The sequence below is a fragment of the Clostridium sp. DFI.5.61 genome, assembly GCF_024462915.1.
GTDB classification, from domain to species: domain Bacteria; phylum Bacillota; class Clostridia; order Oscillospirales; family Oscillospiraceae; genus Lawsonibacter; species Lawsonibacter asaccharolyticus.
The window spans coordinates 39,490-56,150 of record NZ_JANGBZ010000009.1; the positions used below are offsets into that span (position 1 = coordinate 39,490).

Genomic DNA, 16,661 nt, shown 5'->3' on the forward strand with positions numbered 1-16,661 from the left:
GATGAAAACCAACGAGATCATGAAATCTGTGAGCCTGACCTTCAACAAGGTGGGGTTCCAGCTTCAGAAGAAGAGCCCCGAAATCCTGGTGGCCGCCGGCGTGGTCGGCGTGGTGGTGAGCGCCGTCATGGCCTGTCAAGCCACCCCCAAGGCCCTCAAGGTGGCGGAGAAGACTCAGGATGACATCGGGCGGATTCAGAGCGCCGAGGATTCCGGCGTTACCCAGGCCGGAGAGACCTACACCAAGGAGGACGCCCGCAGCGACCGTATGCAGGTCTACTCCCACACCGGCTTCCAGTACATCAGGCTGTATGCTCCCGCCGTTCTGCTGGGCGCGGCGTCCATCACCTGCATCCTCACCAGCCACAAGATCATGAGAAAACGCAACATGGCGCTGGCGGCGGCCTATGCCACCCTGGACAAACACTTTAAGGATTACCGCGGCCGTGTGCTGGAGCGGTTCGGCGAGCAGGTGGAGAAGGAGCTGCGCTACAACATCAAGGCCAAGGAGATCGAGACCACGGTGGTGGACGAGAATGGTAAGGAGAAGAAGGTCAAGGAGACGGTGGACGTAGCCGCCGAGGGCTGGGACCCCTCCAAATACAGCCCCTATGCCCGTATCTTTGACGAAGGCCACCCCGCCTACATGAAGGACGCCGAGCAGAACAAATTTTACCTGCTGGCCCTTCAGGCCCAGGCCAACGACCGGCTCAAGTCCCGCGGCCACCTGTTCCTCAACGAGGTCTATGAGATGCTGGGCTTCCGCCTGACCAAGGCCGGCGCCGTGGTGGGCTGGATCTATGACCCCAGAGAGCCCATGGGGGACAACTTTGTGGACTTCGGCATGTTCGAGGTGTGCCGCGAGAAGGCGGTGGATTTCGTGAACGGCTACGAGCGGTCCTTTATCCTGGACTTCAACGTGGTGGGCGACATCACCGACGCGCTGGCCACCCACCAGACGCTGTGAGGGCTGAGCCATGAAGAAATTTTTGGCGACCCTGCTGCTTTCCGCTGTGATGCTCACCGGCGCGTCCTTCTGCGTGGAGTATGAGCCTGCCGCCGCTTTGGAGCCGGTTGTCACTCCGGTCCATGCAGTTGCGGAACAGGTCAACCTGACGGAGAAACGGGCTGATATTCCTCAGCCTGTGGTCTCCAAGGCCCCTGTCGTCCAGCCGGAGGAACCGGTGGAAGAGCCCGACGCCGTCACGCTGACCCAGGAGGAGATCGACCTGATCGCCCTCTGCGTGATGGCGGAGGCGGAAGGCGAGCCGGAGGAGGGTCAGCGGCTGGTCATCGACACCATTTTGAACCGGGTGGACGACCCCCGGTTTCCCGACAATGTCCACGACGTGATTTATCAGAAGAACCAGTTTGCCGGCATGTATGGAGAGCGTATCGAGCGCTGCTACGTGAAGGAAGAGCTGGTTCAGCTGGTCCGGGAGGAGCTGGAGAACCGCACGAACAGCGAGGTGGTCTTCTTCCGGACCGGCCACTATCATTCCTACGGCGTCCCCCTGTTCCAGGTGGGGGCGCATTATTTTTCCAGTTATGAGTAAAGGAGGCGCGCATTATGAAAACCTGCATCAAAGCCCTGCTGTCCTACGCCCTGGCCACCGTATCGGGCCTCTGCCTGGTCGGCGGCGTCACCATTTTGTCCAGGAGGTAAGCGGTATGGAGGGATTTGCAAATCTGGTGTCCATGCTGGACTACGCGGTCAACACCAAAAGAAAACGCCACATCACCGGCGGGCTCCTGATCAGCGCGGCGCTGCTGTTCGGGGGCCTTGCCATTACCGTCATGAGCACCAAAGACGAAGAGGAGGACTACAATGAGTAAACTTGGCACAGCGCTGGCCTTTCTCGCAGGCGCCGCACTGGGGGGCGTTTCCGCATGGTACGTCGCCAAAACGTGGTACGACGAGCTCTCCGAGCAGGAGATTGACTCCGCCAAGCAGGCCTTTTACGCCAGGGAGCAGCAGCTGAAGGAGGAGATCGCCGCTCTGAAGGAGCATCTGGCCGAAGAGGACGAGCCGGAGGAGGCGCCCAAAACCGTTTTGGCGGCCAACAAGAACCAGGAGAAGGGCGACATCAACGACTACGCCAGGATGGTTAGCCGGGTTGGATATTCCCGCACCTCGGTGCCCCCGAAGCCGGAGCATGAGGTGGAGGCCCCCTATGTCATCTCCCCGGAGGAATTTGGGGAGATGGATGGCTACACCCAGATCAGCCTGACCTATTTTGACGACGGCATCCTTTCCGATGAGAACGGGGTCATCATCGACGAACCGGAGGATATCGTCGGGGACGCTCTGAACCACTTCGGGGAGTACGAGGAGGATTCCGTCTTTGTCAGGAGCGACCCCAAGCGGTGCGACTACGAGATCCTGCGGGACCTGCGCAGTTACGCGGAATTCCGCTCCACCCTTCCTCCGAAAATTTGAAAGGGAGGTCTGACGCTTGACCCGGGATGAACTGATTGACCAGTATTATGACTGGATGTATCAGCTCGTGGTCGACGACCGATATTCTAACAAGTCCTATCGTAAGCTGTTTGCGCGGCTTTACGATACGGAATTCACCTATACGATTCCGATGGACGGCAACCGGGCCGAAGACGGCATCGACCTTAGATATCGGTTCGGTCGCGAGCAATTATATTCTGACGCCATGGTCGCGTCCTGCCTGGACGACCGCCCGTGCAGCATTCTGGAAATGATGATCGCCCTCGCCATCCGCTGCGAGGAGCACATCATGGACGACCCCGACGCCGGAGACCGGACGGGGCAGTGGTTCTGGAGTATGCTGGTGAGCCTGGGGCTCGGCTCCATGGACGACCGGAAGTTTGACCGATATTTTGTTGATCAGACGCTGGAGCGGTTCCTGGAACGCGGGTACGGACGCAACGGCGAAGGCGGGCTCTTTACCGTGGACAACGGCCGCGACATGCGGAACACGGAGATCTGGTATCAGATGAACTATTACCTGCGCGAAATCATCAGGGAGGGAGGCATTTAGCATGAGTAAAAAGGGGAAATTCGTGGATATCTGCACGCTGGAGGACTTGACGGCTCTGGTAAACCACAACTTCCAGGCCTTTGAGAAGCGGGTGGCCAAGCTGAGCCGCAAAAGCAGCATGTTGACCGTGCTCGCCGTTGCCGCAGTTGTGGGCGTTTACGCCCTGGCGGCGGAGAACCGGAAGCGGGAGGAACAGGTCTACCAGCTTTCGGTCCGTGTGAAAAAGCTGGAGTATGATAAAGGAGAGTAAGTGACCCGATGCTGGACTTCTTGATGATTTCAACGCGCAGCGGGAAACGCGGCATCATCGAGATCTATCCCAAGTTTATCATCAAGAAAAGTAGCGACCTCATGATCAGAGGCGGCGACTTCTATGCAATCTGGATTGACGAACGGGGTATGTGGTCGACTGATGAACAGGACGCGGTCGACTTGATCGACCGTGAGCTGGACCGATACGCAGAAGAAAACCGCACGCGCTTTGACGACAACATTCGCGTCCTCCATATGTGGGACGCGGAAACTGGCATGATCGACACCTGGCACAAGTATTGCCAGAAGCAGATGAAAGACCAGTTCCATATGCTCGATGAAAAGCTGATATTCTCCAACACGAAAGTGACCAAGCGCGACTACGCCAGCAAGTCCCTCCCCTACCCCCTGGAGCCGGGGGAGACGCCGGCGTGGGAGCGTCTGGTCTCCACATTATATTCTCCCGAGGAGCGGCACAAGATCGAGTGGTGCATCGGGGCCATCGTTACCGGGGAGTCTAAGAAGCTGCAAAAGTTTCTGGTCTTCTACGGGGCGGTGGGCACCGGAAAGAGCACCATCATCAATGTGATCATGCAGCTCTTCGAGGGATACCACACCAGCTTCAGCGCCAAGGACCTGGGCTCCTCCAGCAACGCCTTTGCTCTGGAGGCCTTCCGCGCCAATCCGCTGGTGGCCATTCAGCATGACGGCGACCTCTCCCGCATCGAGGACAACACCCGCATCAATTCGCTGGTGTCCCACGAGATGATGACTGTCAACGAAAAGTTCCGCTCCGCCTACTCCAACCGCTTTAAGACCTTCCTCATCATGGGAACCAACAAGCCGGTCAAGATTACGGACGCGAAATCCGGCGTCATCCGAAGGCTGATCGACGTGACGCCCACCGGGGACAAGGTTCCGCCGGACGAGTACCGGAGGCTGACCCGGCAAATCCCCTTTGAGCTGGGCGGCATTGCCTATCACTGTCAGGAGGTCTATCTGGAGGACCCGGACTACTACAACGATTATATTCCCATCGCCATGATGGGGGCCTCCAATGACTTTTATAACTTCATCGTGGACTCCTATCATGTGTTCAAACGGGACGATGGCGTGTCCCTGAAGTCGGCCTGGGAGATGTATAAGGTCTACTGCGAGGACGCCAAGGTGCCCTACCCCGTCTCCCGCATGATATTTAAGGAGGAGCTGAAGAACTACTTCCGGTGTTACGAGGAGCGGTTCAGCATGGGGGACGGGTCCCGCGTTCGGAACTATTACAGCGGGTTTCGGACGGAAAAATTTGAGGAACAGGCGCCGGAGGACAAACCTGTGTCGCCCCCTCACCCCACCATCGACTTTGTGGATGGGCAGGCTTCGGCATTTGACAAGGACTGCGCCGACTGTCCCGCCCAGTATGCAGGCGGAGAAGGCACGCCCCGTAACAAATGGGAGCGTGTCCGGACAAAGCTGTCCGCCCTGGACACCAGCAAGCTGCACTACGTCAAGCTCCCGGAAAACCACATCGTCATCGACTTTGATATTCCGGATGAGCAGGGCCAGAAGTCCTTTGAGCGGAATCTGGCCGAGGCGAGCAAGTGGCCGGCCACTTATGCGGAGGTAAGCAAGAGTGGCTGCGGCATCCACCTGCATTATATTTATTCCGGAGACCCGGCGCGGCTCAACCGGATTTACGACGACCACATCGAGGTCAAGGTCTTTACCGGCAACAGCTCCCTGCGCCGCAAGCTCTCCAAATGCAACAACCTGCCTATCGCTACGATAAGCTCTGGATTACCGTTGAAAGGAGAAAACAATGTGGTAAATTCCAAAGTCATTCAAAGCGAAAAAGGGCTTAGAGTTCAGATCAAGCGAAACCTCAATAAGGAAATCCATCCGGCTACTAAGCCCTCTATCGACTTTATCCACAAGATTCTGACGGACGCCTATGAGAGCGGTATGCCTTACGACGTCACCGATATGCGCAACGCGGTCCTGGCCTTCGCCGCCAACAGCACCAACCAGGCGGAATACTGCATCAAGCTGGTGAATAAGATGCCCTTCAAATCCGCCGAGGACGGGCAGGGGGTGAAAAACGACGAGGCCAAGCTGGTCTTTTATGATGTAGAGGTATTCCCCAATCTGTTCCTGGTGAACTGGAAGATCGAAGGACCCGGACAAACCGTGGTCCGGATGATCAATCCCAAGCCCACGGAGATCGAGGAGCTGATGAAGTTCCGTTTGGTGGGGTTCAACTGCCGCCGGTACGACAATCATATTTTGTACGCCCGGCTGATGGGTTACACCAACGAGCAGCTCTACAACCTGTCCCAGAAGATCATCAACAGCGAGAAGAAGGCCCGGAGCACCAACTGCTTCTTTGGGGAGGCCTACAACGTCTCTTATACGGACGTGTACGACTTCTGCTCGGTCAAACAGAGTCTGAAGAAATGGGAGATCGAGCTGGGTCTTCATCACCAGGAGCTGGGTCTTCCCTGGGACCAGCCGGTTCCGGAGGAGATGTGGCAGAAGGTCGCGGAATACTGCGACAACGATGTCATTGCTACCGAGGCCGTCTTCAATGCCCGGAAAGCCGACTTTGTGGCCCGGGAGATCCTGGCAGACGTGGCCGGGATGACGGTGAACGACACCACCAACTCACTCACCACCAGAATTATATTTGGCGGCAACAAGCGCCCCCAGGATCAGTTCAATTACCGGAATATGGGCGATACGACGCAGATCTATGATCCAAACCGGGACCTGCCCTTTACCATGGGAGAACCTGAGTTCGACGAGTTCACCGCCTTTGACAAAAAGGGACGCCCCATCTTCCCCGGATACAAATTCGAGGGCGGGAAGTCCCTCTATCGCGGTGAGGAGGTTGGCGAGGGCGGCTACGTCTATGCCGAGCCGGGTATGTACGGCGACATCGCCCTGCTGGACATTGCCTCCATGCACCCCTCCAGCATCATTGCGGAGGAGCTGTTCGGCCCCGAGTACACCAAGCGGTTCCAGGAGATCAAGGACGCCCGTGTGGAGATCAAACACAAGAACTTTGAGAAGGCCCGGAAGATGCTGAACGGCGCACTGGCCAAGTATCTGACGGATGAGGGTTCGGCGGACGCTCTGGCCCAGGCACTGAAAATCGCCATCAACTCGGTCTATGGCCTGACCTCGGCCAACTTCGAGAATCCCTTCCGGGACAACCGGAACAAAGACAATATCGTCGCCAAGCGCGGAGCCCTGTTTATGGTCAACCTCAAGCACGAGGTCCAGAAACGGGGCTTTACTGTTGCCCACATCAAGACGGACTCCATTAAAATCCCGGACGCAACGCCGGCCATCATCGACTTTGTGATGAAGTACGGTGAGAAGTACGGCTATACCTTTGAGCACGAGGCTACCTACGACCGGATGTGCCTGGTGAACAACGCCGTTTACATCGCCAAGTACGCCACGGCGGAGAAATGCCAGCTGGCTTACGGCTATGTGCCCGGTGATATTCGGAAACACCCCGGCGAATGGAACGCCACCGGCACCCAGTTCCAGATCCCCTACGTGTTCAAGAAGCTGTTCTCCAGGGAAGAGATCGTGTTCGAGGATATGTGCGAGACCAAGTCGGTCACCACCGCACTGTACCTGGATACGAACGAGACCCTGCCGGATGTATCCGAGTATGAGAAAGAGCTTGAAACACTGCGGAAAAAATGGCCGGACAAAGAGGGACAGTACCCCATGGATTATGACGAGGTCGTTGCGGATCTGAAAGCCAAAATCGAACCGGGCCACAATTATATTTTCATCGGCAAGGTTGGCTCCTTTTGTCCTATGAAACCCGGCTGCAACGGCGGTCTGCTGCTGCGGGAGGTCGTGGACAAAAAGACCGGCGAAAAGAGCTATGCCTCTGCTGGCGGGGCCAAGGGCTACCGTTGGCTGGAGTCCGAGATGGTCAAGCATCTGGGTAAGGAAGACGGCATCGACCGGGGGTACTACGATGCCATGGTGGACGCCGCCGTTGTGGATATTTCCCAATACGGAGACTTCGAGTGGTTCGTATCCGACGACCCCTATGTGAAAGCGGACGATGACACGCCACCCTGGTTCGGCCCCGGGGAGCCCTATGGCGATGACGCTACCGCCTTTGATGTGAGGTGAAGACGATGAGCATCGTGCTGATTATATTCTGGTTCGACGTTCTGGCTGCGTTCATTTGCGCCGCCACCGAGCGGTTCTTCCTATGCGGCGTCAATGTCGTGTTGGCGGTTTTGCTGGCTTTCATGGCCATGGTTTATGAGGGACGACTGCTGAACCGCGTCAAGAAGCTGGAAGAGGAAGTCGCATTGCTCCGCAGGGGCACGATTATCTGCGAACACCTTTCCCAAATCAACGATAAATAAAGGAGAGTTTTATTATGGCTAATCCCAGAGTGAATGAGAACCTTGTGATCGAGAACGCCCGCCTGCTCTTCCGGAACTTCTCCGGCAGAGAGAGCAAGTACAACCGCGCCGGACAGCGGAACTTCTGCGTCTACATCGAAGATGCCGCAGACGCCCAGAAGCTGATCGATGACGGCTGGAATGTCCGTGTTCGTCCGCCCCGTGAGGACGGCGAGGAGCCCCGCTATTATATTCAGGTGGCGGTCAGCTTTGAGAACATTCCGCCCACGGTCTACATGATTACCAAGCGCAAGAAGGTAAAGCTGGATGAGGAGTCCATCGACACCCTCGACTTCGCGGAGATCCGCAATGTGGACCTGACCATCCGCCCCTACAACTGGGTGATTCAGGAGGGCACCAAGAACGAGAAGAGCGGCGTTAAGGCCTACCTGCGTTCGCTGTACGTGGTCATCGAAGAGGATGAGTTCGCCGAGAAGTACGCCGGCGACGAGTATCCGGAGGAGTAAGACCAATGTGGGGGCGTCGGTGAATAAGGAGATAGCCGGCGCCCTCTCCTATTTTTGAAAGGAGAAAAACCATGGCAAATGAGGTAAATTGCCGCATGATATTTAAGGAGGGTGTGGAATGAAGCCATTCTGGAAAAATTCCCGGAAGAAGAAAACGAAGAACCCTTCCACGCCTCCCCAGCAGAAACCGAGAACACGGGCAAAACCGAAGTCCATGGAGGAACCGTGGCAACCTCCCATGGCTGTTCCGCCCAAAGCGATGGGGCAAGAAAGAACACCCATCACACAGATGCTGGAATCGGCTCGTCCCGTCCGGAAAGAGTACATTCCAGCCAGGCCGTCGACGCGAAAGAGCGAGTATTATCACGAGTTTCGCTCTAATTTTCAGCAGCTGCTTTCTCCAAAATGTCGCCCGATTGATATTTGGAGGGATTTCATCGTCATGGCGGCCTGCGCAATGTCCAATACCGTGGATAAAGCCCGCTATGATGAGCGAGAGAAACGGTATCTGGAAATTATCAACAAATACGAAGAATCTCAGCAGCATATTTTCCCCAAACTCTATGCCGCTGTAGTCCTGGCTCTGGATGAAAACCCGGAACAGGACTTTCTCGGCGAGATGTTTATGGATCTGCACCTCGACTATGAGGAGCTGAAACAGATATTTACGCCATACCACGTGTGCCAACTGATGGCGGACATCACGATGGACGACCTTGTTGAGCAGATTGACAAGCAGGGCTATGTTTCCATCAATGACTGCTGCTGTGGAGCAGGAGCAAATCTAATTGCCGCAATCAATTCCGCCCGACGCAAATTGGAAGATGCGGGCCTGAACTTTCAGAACCACATTCTGATCATCGGGCAGGACATCGAGGAACTGGTGGCGCTAATGTGTTATATTCAGATCTCCCTGCTCGGGGTCGCTGGCTATATCAAGGTCGGAAACGCCCTTACGGAGCCAATGACCCCTGGCGACAGCATGGAAAATTACTGGTTCACGCCCATGTATTTTTCTGACGTATGGCACACAAGAAGAACCATTCGGACGTTTATGGATTTATTTAAGGAGGATGCGACATGAATAAATGGCCAAGATGCGAGGACTGCGTGCGCGACAATTACCTTAGAGCGCCCGTCTGTCAAACCTGCGTTGCCGGAAGCAACTTTTTGCCCCGGGGACGCAGCAAGATTTACTACGAGTCTGTCCAGGAGATGAATCAGCCGCCGGCAGCTTATCGCGCTATGGTTCAGGCCTTGCGGAGGTTTGACGATAGCGCTCTTGTTCCGGAGATTCTGGACGTGATGTTCAACGAGCCAGCCACTATCGTCTTCTGGGCCGATGGCACCAAGACTGTGGTCAAAGCCGTTTACGACGAGTTCGATCCGGAGAAGGGGCTTGCTATGGCGATTGCGAAGAAAGCTCTCGGCAACAAGGGCAACTACTACAATGTCATTGCAAAGTGGACGGACGAGTATCTTGAGAAAGAGGACAAGTGATGCCCCGTGGCCATCCAGTTATATGACTACCAGCTCGAAGCTCTGAATCGGATGAAAAACGGCTGTATCCTCTGCGGCGGGGTTGGTTCGGGGAAGTCCCGGACCGGCCTCGCTTATTACTATGTGCAAGAGGGCGGCAAAGTGGGTACGGACGAGTATATTCCGATGAAGAATCCCAGAGACCTCTACATCATCACCACTGCACGAAAACGGGACACCTGTGAATGGCAGGGCGATTTGGCTCCGTTCCTGCTCTCCCCCACTCCGGAAGCCAACTACTACAAAAACAAAGTGGTCATCGACTCCTGGAACAACATCGGTAAGTACGTTGACGTCAAGGACGCCTTCTTTATCTTTGATGAACAGCGGGTGGTGGGGTATGGCGCCTGGACTAAGGCGTTCCTCAAAATCGTAAAGTCGAATGACTGGCTTCTGCTCTCGGCCACGCCTGGCGACACCTGGCAGGATTATATTCCGGTCTTCATCGCCAACGGGTTCTACCGCAACAAGACCGACTTTGTGGACCAGCATGTGATCTACGATTGGAGGGCCAAATACCCGAAGGTTGACGGCTACCGCAATACCGGAAGGCTAATCCGGCTTCGGGACAGGATTCTGGTCAACATGGATTTCAAGCGGCAGACAGTATCCCATCATGAGGACATCCGGGTTTCGTATGATATTTCCAGATACAAGGACATCATGCGGACGCGATGGAATCCCTGGGAGGACAGGCCCATCGAAACCGCAGCCGAACTCTGCATGGCGCTTCGCCGGGTGACCAATTCGGATGAATCCCGGTCTGTCGCGATACTGGAAATCATGGAGGACCATCCCAGGGCCATCATCTTTTATAGCTACGACTATGAGCTGGATATTTTGCGTTCACTGGGGTATCCGGAGGGTACGGAGGTTGCGGAGTGGAACGGTCACAAGCACCAGGAAATCCCTACCGGAAAAAAGTGGGTGTACCTCGTCCAGTACACCGCCGGCTGCGAGGGTTGGAACTGCATCACCACGGACACTATTATATTCTACTCGCAGCAGTATTCCTACAAGGTTGCCACGCAGGCGGCCGGACGGATTGACCGGCTGAACACGCCCTACCGGGATCTCAACTACTACCACCTGAAGAGCTTTTCCGGGATTGACCTCGCCATCAGCAAGGCTCTGTCCAAGAAGAAGAACTTCAACGAGGGCAAGTTTGTCGGTTGGGCCACAAAGCCGTTGGAGGTGAACCCCAAGAGTCATGAACAGGAAAGACGTCGCAGAGCTGCTTAACCGCAGGCGGAGACAAATTCTCGTTCACAGCATCATCTATTACAAAATGGACGATAACCTCATTTCGGATAGCACCTGGTCGGCATGGGCTACGGAGCTGGAAGAGCTCCAGAAGAAGTATCCCGATATCGCCGCCAAGGTTCCCTATGCGGAAGAATTCAAAGACTTCGACCACTCGACTGGCATGAACCTGCCTTTGGATGACCCCTGGGCCGTCAATAAGGCCCGACAGCTGCTTGCAATGAAGGACAGAGGATTCTGCATCCAATGTGAGCAGCTTGAAATTAAACTCTAAAAGGAGAAAGACGATGAATGACGAAAATAAATTTGCGTCAGACCATAGCGATGTTGAAAGTCGCGTTTTCGCTTTTCGCAGTTGCATGGAGCCTGCTCTGCATCTGTTTCCGGAGAACATCGTTGAGAGGTTGAAAGGCGACGGCTTCTTTACGGCCCCGGCCAGCACCAAATACCATGGAGCATACGAGGGCGGTCTATTCGAGCACAGTCTGAATGTGACCAACTCTCTGGTAGAACTCACAAAGCAGAATAGCCTGGCGTGGGGACGCCCGGAATCGCCTTACATCATCGGCATGTTCCATGATATTTGCAAGCAGGACCAATACCGGCATCCGGTTGACGCGACTTTCTATGGTGGCGGTGCCCCGATCCCTCTTGTTGATGAAAGCAAGTGGGAGTACGACCCCGATGCGGTTCTCAAAGGGCACGGGGAGAAGTCGGTGATGCTGCTTTCCCAGCATTTGTCCCTTACCATGGAGGAAATCCTGTGCATCCGTTATCACATGGGCGCCTTTGTAGACCAGAAAGAGTGGAACGACTACACAAGGGCAATTCATGCGTATCCGAACGTCCTCTGGACGCATACAGCAGACATGCTTGCGGCGCACATCCTGGAAGTTGACAAGTGACCATACCTTATTATATTCTGTCTCGAAAGAGGTGAAAGGAATGCTTGGTGCGATTATTGGGGACATTGTTGGCTCCAGATTTGAACGGCACAACCACAAGTCCAAGGACTTTGATCTATTCACAGACCGGTGCCGGTTTACAGATGATACAGCCATGACGGTAGCGGTCGCCAAAGCTCTGCTGGAGTGCAAAGGCGACTATACCGAGCTCAGTGATCATACGGTTCGGTGTATGCAGGAGATTGGGCGAAAGTACCCCAATGCCGGGTACGGACAGATATTCTACCTCTGGCTTCACCATAAGAACCCGGGGCCCTACCGGAGCTACGGAAACGGCTCCGCCATGCGGGTAAGCCCGGTGGCTTATGTTGCCAAAACGGAAAAAGAATGTATCCAACTTGCCAAGGCAGTAACGCAGGTCAGTCACGATCATCCAGAAGGGATAAAAGGCGCGGAGGCTGCGGCTTTGGCTACTTGGGGTGCGATGTGTGGAATTCCAAAAGGAGCAATCCGGGCGCACATCGAGGAGTGGTATTATATTTTGGATTTCACCATTGACGAGATCCGGCCTAAATACCGCTTTGACGCAAGCTGTCAGGGCTCTGTTCCGCAGGCAATCAAGGCGTTTCTGGAGTCCGAGGACTTTGAAGATGCTATCCGCATCGCGGTCTCCCTCGGTGGGGACAGCGACACAATTGCGGCCATTGCCGGCGGGATCGCGGGAGCCTATTACGGCGTCCCGAACGACCTCAGATTGAAAGCAATAGAGTATCTGCCGGCAGAGTTCATTGATATTCTGGAAGACTTTGAGAAAAACTATTGTTGAAACGCAAATCGAGGCCACCCTCATCTTCGGGGGTGGTCTTTTCTTATTATTAGGAGGCACTGCCAATGGATAAAAAGCAGCTACAAGAGTTTATCAGCGCCATTGGGTCGATTGCGGAAACGGCCCTTCTCTTTTATCGGAGCACCCTGGCGGCGAAAGCAACCCCGGAAGAGGCTATGCGGTTGACCCAGGCATTTATCGCGGCCATATTTTACGGCAACAAAAACAGCAGCTCCACTCCGGAGCAGTGAAAGGAGAACATTATGACGATTCAGGGGTGGGTTCTCTTTGGGATTCTTGCTCTCTTTATTCTTTCATTTGGCATCTCTGGCGCAATTATATTTGAAAAGATTGTCTGGAAGGTTCTTGGCATTGTAGCCGCCATGCTCCTCATCATCGGACTCTTTGCCGGGATGCGCTGGTATTATCAGAATACCGCCAGCGGTCAACGGGCAATGACCGACCAGAAAAGCGAACTGGACAATGGGCTCGAACGGACGGTGACGATTTATACGGCAGATGGCGAGATCATTGCACAGTACACTGGGAAAATTGACATTGAGGGCAATGACGGCGGCTACGTCCTCTTTGACTATGAGGGGAAGCGCTACACCTACTATAACTGCTTTGTGGAGTCTATTGCGGACATTAAGTAGGGTACGGACGAAAAATTATATTTAGGAGGTAAGACCATGGCTGGATTGAATTGTGAAATCAGATGGGAAACCCGGCTCTGTGAGGTAGATGGCGAGCTGGGATATTTCCATTGCTGGGAGAATTGGTCCAATGTGATAGATGCGAGTCCGCTGCGGGGTGGTCATCCCGGAGGCCAGATTGGGCAAGTCTATGGAATTGTCGAGTTTAAGGACGGCGTCCGGCGGATCGACCCTGCAAAAATCAAGTTCTGCGACGACGAAAACGCTATTCTGGCGGAGATGGAGAAACACAATCGCGCCGGTAAATTGGAGGGTCAGTAATGAAAGTTTGTATTTTATCGAATGATGACCCCGCGGCCTTTCAAAGCTCGATCAATGCTTTTATCGCTGACAAAAAGGTCATCGACATCAAGTATCAGAGCATGAACCTGACGCTCAAGTTTACGAATGGGGTTCCTTCGGAATCAATCATCGTGGATCGTGCGCTCATCATCTATGAAGAATGAGCAGATAGCGGCAGTTCGTTGCAAATGCGGACGCCCGGCACATATTTGGCATTCGCGGGATGGATATTTATGCGGGTGCATCAATCCGGACTGCGCCATCTCTTTAGAGAGGTCACAGAAGTCCAGAGCGGAATCGATCCAAAAGTGGAATGCAAAGATGAAAGGAGAAAACGATGCTAATCATTAAGACAGCGGAAGACCGAGAACGCTGCACGTCTTGTTATGGCAACATCATCGTTGAGTTGACCATGGAAGAAGTCGTTGCCCTGTTCTCAGGAGCAACGCTCGGCGATCCGAACTTTAATGAATATGGGGTATTCATTCGATTAGAAGGCTCCACGCCTGTTTGAAAGGAGAAACTAATGGGTATTAAGTTTGAAGGTCAGGTCTTAAAATTTGGCACCGTGGATAAATGCAATAGAAAATTTGCCCCGGACTGCAAGATCACGTTCCCCGAGAAAATCCCGGTAGCCTACAACTTCGATATGGATGAAATAATCGGACATGCTGATATTTCCAAGGTGGAGGACGGACTCAAAGGCGTGGTATCATTGTTCGATACGAATATTCTCCCTGGAAACGAGTATTTCGTTGGCGGATATTATACCAGGATTAAGACGCATGTGGAGGATCACATCACCGTCATCGATTCTGGTAGATTGGTCAGCATGAGTATCGTTCCGGAGCATAATGTCGCTGATGAAAATTTGAAAGTTAGGGGAGTTGGACCCAATGCTGAAAATTGAAAACACCGAGGTTCTGGGCTGGGAGCACGCCATTCATGGTATGCGCAATCCGATGAACTCTTGGGCGAATAGCGATTCCAGTTGGAGATATGTCGCTTCAGCTCAGAGGGAAGGTCATATTTTGGCTTTTTATTCTGATGATTCTGAATTTTGGATCGGCCCTAATGATGCGAATTTGATGAACCGTCTCCGCAACGCCGGCACCGACCACCGGAAGTTCATGCGGATGATACCGGTCTATGTAGACCTGATTGGCCCTCTGTACTGGTGGAAGGAGTTCGATACCTACAAGGTGGGGACGGTGGCCAATTCCTGCTCCACAATGCACAAAATTGCGGCGAAGGAGTTTACGCTGGAGGATTTCAGCTATGAGCATTTGATTGATAAAGAGGTATTTGCGTATCCTCTCGGAGGTGGTTGGAGAGGTCTTTCCCCAATCGAGATACTTAACGCAACCATTGAGTTGTTGAATAATGCCAGAAAATACTATCTGAGCATGGAGAAACAAAAAGTCCCCAAAGCAAGTGAGAAAGCCAAGGAAATTTGGTGGCAGATGATTCAGCTTCTCCCTTCCTCCTACAACCAGCGGCGAACGGTCATGCTCAACTATGAAGTGCTGGCCAATATCTACAAGAGCCGGCGGAATCACCAGCTGGATGAGTGGCACACCTTCTGCGACTGGATCGAGGGTTTGCCGTACAGTGAGCTGATTACTGGCCCCAGTTTGAAAGATATCCCCATTAGTAATGAAATCATGGAAGAGGCAAAACGAAGAGTCCATGAGGAGCTGAATACCCAGCTCGATCATTTCTGTAAATTACATGAGGGTTAAATGATGAATAAGGAACAGAAGTGGATCGAAAAGCACCCCATAACGTGGCTTTTGATGCAGAAAATAGGGGAGTTTCTGTGGTTCTTTGCCAAGTTCTCTGTCTGTATGCTTTTGTGGTGGGCGATACACCTCTGATTGACACTCTTCGGCCAAGCATGGTATGATGAACTTGGATAAGCCAAATCGACTATGCGCAAAAAGTGCAGCTCCTATTATGGAAGGAGGTTGTTAAGCTATGGCTGAACGCAACAATTCTCACCTTCTGGATGGTGGTGATGATCCCATGGGCATGACAGACAACCAGTATAAGGGTATGCTTCTGGACCAGTTGGAAGACTGGCAGGAAGTCCTGGATCTGGCAATCAAGGCCGGGAACACCGAAATCCAGGAAAAGGTCGAGAAACAGATTCGCAAAATCAATGAAAAGCTGAAGTTCTAAACCTCGACCAAAGAGAGAGCCTACGGAAACGTGGGCTCTCTTCTTTTATATTTGAAAGGGGGCGATCGAATGGAAAAAATACTTCGACTAAACGAACAAGATATTGTCCAGGCACTTGCAGACCACTTCAATGTGGATCGCGCCAAAGTAAACCTGACGGTCAAAATTAGGACAGAGGGATACGGCCCGACCGAGCATCAGTTTCCGGAAGTGAGCGCTGATATCAAGGAGGGTTGAGCATGGACATTCCAGGAATACGATGCTTGACCTGCATCCACATCAAAGTTTGCTCGCTGAAACCCACCCTGCTCATGTATGAAATGATGGCGAAAGAAATGGGCATATCTCTGCACTGTCCAAACTATATTGATATTTCACGGCTTCGCCCGGAGAAAGGACAAAAAGATGACGCTTCATGAAAAAGTAGTCCTATCGGCTTACACCGGCATTTTGATGTGCGACTTTTCCGAAGTGCACAAGTACATCGAAAAACTCCTCGGCAGGCCGGTCTGGACGCATGAACTGGCCAGCGAGGCTCTGTGGTCCGAAATTAAGGAGAAAGCGAAGCCTGATTTTCACAAAATCATCGAGCCATAGGAGGGGTTCCAATGCGAAAGCTCTATGTTTGCGATCGCAAGCAATGCGGCGACCGGTGTCACTACCCCGATTGCCGGCATACCACTGATATTTCCCATGCAATCAATGCTCCAACCTTCCCCAACGGCTTTGAGAAGGTGGAGCACAACGGCAACGTCTATTTTGTGGAGAGGGAGGATTGAT

Annotated in this window: 27 protein-coding genes; all 27 read left to right on the forward strand. The window is 53.6% G+C overall.

Going from position 1 to position 16,661, the window contains the following annotated elements; translation table 11 throughout:
- Window position 1: 1 nt before the first annotated feature.
- The 27 genes from NE584_RS06635 (at window position 2) to NE584_RS06765 (ending at window position 16,660) form a co-directional block, all read left to right on the forward strand.
- Window positions 2-967: a DUF6353 family protein gene (locus NE584_RS06635; RefSeq protein WP_256182319.1), complete on the forward strand. Its 966-nt coding sequence runs from the start codon at window positions 2-4 to the stop codon at window positions 965-967.
- A 10-nt stretch (window positions 968-977) separates the two neighbouring features.
- Window positions 978-1,556, forward strand: coding sequence for a cell wall hydrolase (locus NE584_RS06640; RefSeq protein WP_256182321.1), 579 nt, complete (start codon window positions 978-980; stop codon window positions 1,554-1,556).
- Window positions 1,557-1,671: 115 nt separating this feature from the next.
- Window positions 1,672-1,836, forward strand: coding sequence for a histidine kinase (locus NE584_RS06645; RefSeq protein WP_256182323.1), 165 nt, complete (start codon window positions 1,672-1,674; stop codon window positions 1,834-1,836).
- The gene (locus NE584_RS06650) at window positions 1,829-2,440 is read left to right on the forward strand and encodes a hypothetical protein (protein ID WP_256182325.1); all 612 of its coding nucleotides are present in this window, start codon (window positions 1,829-1,831) and stop codon (window positions 2,438-2,440) included. Before NE584_RS06645 ends, NE584_RS06650 begins: the two co-directional genes overlap by 8 nt.
- 16 nt (window positions 2,441-2,456) lie before the next feature.
- Window positions 2,457-3,014 (forward strand): hypothetical protein, encoded by a 558-nt coding sequence (locus tag NE584_RS06655; protein ID WP_256182327.1) that lies wholly within the window; start codon window positions 2,457-2,459, stop codon window positions 3,012-3,014.
- 1 nt (window position 3,015) lies between these two features.
- Window positions 3,016-3,264, forward strand: a complete 249-nt coding sequence (locus tag NE584_RS06660; protein ID WP_119345237.1) for a hypothetical protein — start codon at window positions 3,016-3,018, stop codon at window positions 3,262-3,264.
- An 8-nt stretch (window positions 3,265-3,272) separates the two neighbouring features.
- A complete protein-coding gene (locus NE584_RS06665; RefSeq protein ID WP_256182328.1) occupies window positions 3,273-7,421 on the forward strand; it encodes a DUF5906 domain-containing protein in 4,149 nt (1,382 codons plus the stop codon).
- Window positions 7,422-7,426: 5 nt separating this feature from the next.
- Entirely contained in the window at window positions 7,427-7,663 is a 237-nt protein-coding gene (locus NE584_RS06670; RefSeq protein WP_130849642.1) for a hypothetical protein, read from the forward strand.
- A gap of 14 nt (window positions 7,664-7,677) precedes the next feature.
- The gene (locus tag NE584_RS06675) at window positions 7,678-8,169 is read left to right on the forward strand and encodes a hypothetical protein (protein WP_024723714.1); all 492 of its coding nucleotides are present in this window, start codon (window positions 7,678-7,680) and stop codon (window positions 8,167-8,169) included.
- 118 nt (window positions 8,170-8,287) lie between these two features.
- Window positions 8,288-9,253: an N-6 DNA methylase gene (locus NE584_RS06680; protein ID WP_256182330.1), complete on the forward strand. Its 966-nt coding sequence runs from the start codon at window positions 8,288-8,290 to the stop codon at window positions 9,251-9,253.
- Window positions 9,254-9,474: 221 nt separating this feature from the next.
- Window positions 9,475-9,669: a hypothetical protein gene (locus tag NE584_RS06685; protein WP_256182331.1), complete on the forward strand. Its 195-nt coding sequence runs from the start codon at window positions 9,475-9,477 to the stop codon at window positions 9,667-9,669.
- Between the two features lie 6 nt (window positions 9,670-9,675).
- Entirely contained in the window at window positions 9,676-10,950 is a 1,275-nt protein-coding gene (locus tag NE584_RS06690; protein ID WP_024723711.1) for a DEAD/DEAH box helicase family protein, read from the forward strand.
- Window positions 10,919-11,245, forward strand: coding sequence for a hypothetical protein (locus NE584_RS06695; protein WP_243260597.1), 327 nt, complete (start codon window positions 10,919-10,921; stop codon window positions 11,243-11,245). Before NE584_RS06690 ends, NE584_RS06695 begins: the two co-directional genes overlap by 32 nt.
- A 13-nt stretch (window positions 11,246-11,258) precedes the next feature.
- Window positions 11,259-11,876: a hypothetical protein gene (locus NE584_RS06700; protein ID WP_256182332.1), complete on the forward strand. Its 618-nt coding sequence runs from the start codon at window positions 11,259-11,261 to the stop codon at window positions 11,874-11,876.
- 40 nt (window positions 11,877-11,916) lie between these two features.
- Window positions 11,917-12,702 carry an ADP-ribosylglycohydrolase family protein gene (locus NE584_RS06705; protein ID WP_256182334.1) on the forward strand — a complete coding sequence of 262 codons (786 nt, stop codon included), beginning with the start codon at window positions 11,917-11,919 and terminating at the stop codon, window positions 12,700-12,702.
- 65 nt (window positions 12,703-12,767) lie between these two features.
- On the forward strand, window positions 12,768-12,953 hold the full coding sequence (locus NE584_RS06710; protein ID WP_130849648.1) for a hypothetical protein: 186 nt from the start codon (window positions 12,768-12,770) through the stop codon (window positions 12,951-12,953).
- Between the two features lie 12 nt (window positions 12,954-12,965).
- Window positions 12,966-13,358, forward strand: coding sequence for an FUSC family protein (locus NE584_RS06715; RefSeq protein ID WP_256182335.1), 393 nt, complete (start codon window positions 12,966-12,968; stop codon window positions 13,356-13,358).
- A 36-nt stretch (window positions 13,359-13,394) separates the two neighbouring features.
- Window positions 13,395-13,679, forward strand: coding sequence for a hypothetical protein (locus tag NE584_RS06720; RefSeq protein ID WP_256182336.1), 285 nt, complete (start codon window positions 13,395-13,397; stop codon window positions 13,677-13,679).
- Complete coding sequence (locus NE584_RS06725) at window positions 13,679-13,864, forward strand: hypothetical protein (RefSeq protein ID WP_024723704.1); 186 nt, start codon at window positions 13,679-13,681, stop codon at window positions 13,862-13,864. Before NE584_RS06720 ends, NE584_RS06725 begins: the two co-directional genes overlap by 1 nt.
- Before the next feature lie 173 nt (window positions 13,865-14,037).
- Window positions 14,038-14,214, forward strand: coding sequence for a hypothetical protein (locus NE584_RS06730; protein WP_256182340.1), 177 nt, complete (start codon window positions 14,038-14,040; stop codon window positions 14,212-14,214).
- 12 nt (window positions 14,215-14,226) lie between these two features.
- A complete protein-coding gene (locus tag NE584_RS06735) occupies window positions 14,227-14,610 on the forward strand; it encodes a hypothetical protein (RefSeq protein ID WP_256182343.1) in 384 nt (127 codons plus the stop codon).
- Entirely contained in the window at window positions 14,597-15,442 is an 846-nt protein-coding gene (locus NE584_RS06740; RefSeq protein ID WP_256182345.1) for a hypothetical protein, read from the forward strand. The genes NE584_RS06735 and NE584_RS06740 overlap by 14 nt, the downstream gene beginning before the upstream one ends.
- A gap of 235 nt (window positions 15,443-15,677) precedes the next feature.
- A complete protein-coding gene (locus NE584_RS06745; RefSeq protein WP_009258481.1) occupies window positions 15,678-15,881 on the forward strand; it encodes a hypothetical protein in 204 nt (67 codons plus the stop codon).
- Between the two features lie 69 nt (window positions 15,882-15,950).
- Window positions 15,951-16,118, forward strand: coding sequence for a hypothetical protein (locus NE584_RS06750; protein ID WP_195308489.1), 168 nt, complete (start codon window positions 15,951-15,953; stop codon window positions 16,116-16,118).
- 2 nt (window positions 16,119-16,120) lie between these two features.
- Window positions 16,121-16,300: a hypothetical protein gene (locus NE584_RS06755; protein ID WP_130849654.1), complete on the forward strand. Its 180-nt coding sequence runs from the start codon at window positions 16,121-16,123 to the stop codon at window positions 16,298-16,300.
- A complete protein-coding gene (locus NE584_RS06760; protein WP_024723697.1) occupies window positions 16,287-16,478 on the forward strand; it encodes a hypothetical protein in 192 nt (63 codons plus the stop codon). Before NE584_RS06755 ends, NE584_RS06760 begins: the two co-directional genes overlap by 14 nt.
- Window positions 16,479-16,489: 11 nt before the next feature.
- A complete protein-coding gene (locus NE584_RS06765; protein ID WP_256182356.1) occupies window positions 16,490-16,660 on the forward strand; it encodes a hypothetical protein in 171 nt (56 codons plus the stop codon).
- Window position 16,661: the final 1 nt, after the last annotated feature.

Excerpts from the sequence above, each read along its gene's own strand:
- NE584_RS06635 (WP_256182319.1), top strand. The coding sequence starts at position 2 with ATGAAAACCAACGAGATCATGAAATCTGTGAGCCTGACCTTCAACAAG.
- NE584_RS06640 (WP_256182321.1), top strand. The coding sequence starts at position 978 with ATGAAGAAATTTTTGGCGACCCTGCTGCTTTCCGCTGTGATGCTCACC.
- NE584_RS06645 (WP_256182323.1), top strand. The coding sequence starts at position 1,672 with ATGGAGGGATTTGCAAATCTGGTGTCCATGCTGGACTACGCGGTCAAC.
- NE584_RS06650 (WP_256182325.1), top strand. The coding sequence starts at position 1,829 with ATGAGTAAACTTGGCACAGCGCTGGCCTTTCTCGCAGGCGCCGCACTG.
- NE584_RS06660 (WP_119345237.1), top strand. The coding sequence starts at position 3,016 with ATGAGTAAAAAGGGGAAATTCGTGGATATCTGCACGCTGGAGGACTTG.
- NE584_RS06665 (WP_256182328.1), top strand. The coding sequence starts at position 3,273 with ATGCTGGACTTCTTGATGATTTCAACGCGCAGCGGGAAACGCGGCATC.
- NE584_RS06670 (WP_130849642.1), top strand. The coding sequence starts at position 7,427 with ATGAGCATCGTGCTGATTATATTCTGGTTCGACGTTCTGGCTGCGTTC.
- NE584_RS06675 (WP_024723714.1), top strand. The coding sequence starts at position 7,678 with ATGGCTAATCCCAGAGTGAATGAGAACCTTGTGATCGAGAACGCCCGC.
- NE584_RS06680 (WP_256182330.1), top strand. The coding sequence starts at position 8,288 with ATGAAGCCATTCTGGAAAAATTCCCGGAAGAAGAAAACGAAGAACCCT.
- NE584_RS06685 (WP_256182331.1), top strand. The coding sequence starts at position 9,475 with ATGTTCAACGAGCCAGCCACTATCGTCTTCTGGGCCGATGGCACCAAG.
- NE584_RS06695 (WP_243260597.1), top strand. The coding sequence starts at position 10,919 with ATGAACAGGAAAGACGTCGCAGAGCTGCTTAACCGCAGGCGGAGACAA.
- NE584_RS06700 (WP_256182332.1), top strand. The coding sequence starts at position 11,259 with ATGAATGACGAAAATAAATTTGCGTCAGACCATAGCGATGTTGAAAGT.
- NE584_RS06705 (WP_256182334.1), top strand. The coding sequence starts at position 11,917 with ATGCTTGGTGCGATTATTGGGGACATTGTTGGCTCCAGATTTGAACGG.
- NE584_RS06710 (WP_130849648.1), top strand. The coding sequence starts at position 12,768 with ATGGATAAAAAGCAGCTACAAGAGTTTATCAGCGCCATTGGGTCGATT.
- NE584_RS06715 (WP_256182335.1), top strand. The coding sequence starts at position 12,966 with ATGACGATTCAGGGGTGGGTTCTCTTTGGGATTCTTGCTCTCTTTATT.
- NE584_RS06720 (WP_256182336.1), top strand. The coding sequence starts at position 13,395 with ATGGCTGGATTGAATTGTGAAATCAGATGGGAAACCCGGCTCTGTGAG.
- NE584_RS06725 (WP_024723704.1), top strand. The coding sequence starts at position 13,679 with ATGAAAGTTTGTATTTTATCGAATGATGACCCCGCGGCCTTTCAAAGC.
- NE584_RS06730 (WP_256182340.1), top strand. The coding sequence starts at position 14,038 with ATGCTAATCATTAAGACAGCGGAAGACCGAGAACGCTGCACGTCTTGT.
- NE584_RS06735 (WP_256182343.1), top strand. The coding sequence starts at position 14,227 with ATGGGTATTAAGTTTGAAGGTCAGGTCTTAAAATTTGGCACCGTGGAT.
- NE584_RS06740 (WP_256182345.1), top strand. The coding sequence starts at position 14,597 with ATGCTGAAAATTGAAAACACCGAGGTTCTGGGCTGGGAGCACGCCATT.
- NE584_RS06745 (WP_009258481.1), top strand. The coding sequence starts at position 15,678 with ATGGCTGAACGCAACAATTCTCACCTTCTGGATGGTGGTGATGATCCC.
- NE584_RS06750 (WP_195308489.1), top strand. The coding sequence starts at position 15,951 with ATGGAAAAAATACTTCGACTAAACGAACAAGATATTGTCCAGGCACTT.
- NE584_RS06755 (WP_130849654.1), top strand. The coding sequence starts at position 16,121 with ATGGACATTCCAGGAATACGATGCTTGACCTGCATCCACATCAAAGTT.
- NE584_RS06760 (WP_024723697.1), top strand. The coding sequence starts at position 16,287 with ATGACGCTTCATGAAAAAGTAGTCCTATCGGCTTACACCGGCATTTTG.
- NE584_RS06765 (WP_256182356.1), top strand. The coding sequence starts at position 16,490 with ATGCGAAAGCTCTATGTTTGCGATCGCAAGCAATGCGGCGACCGGTGT.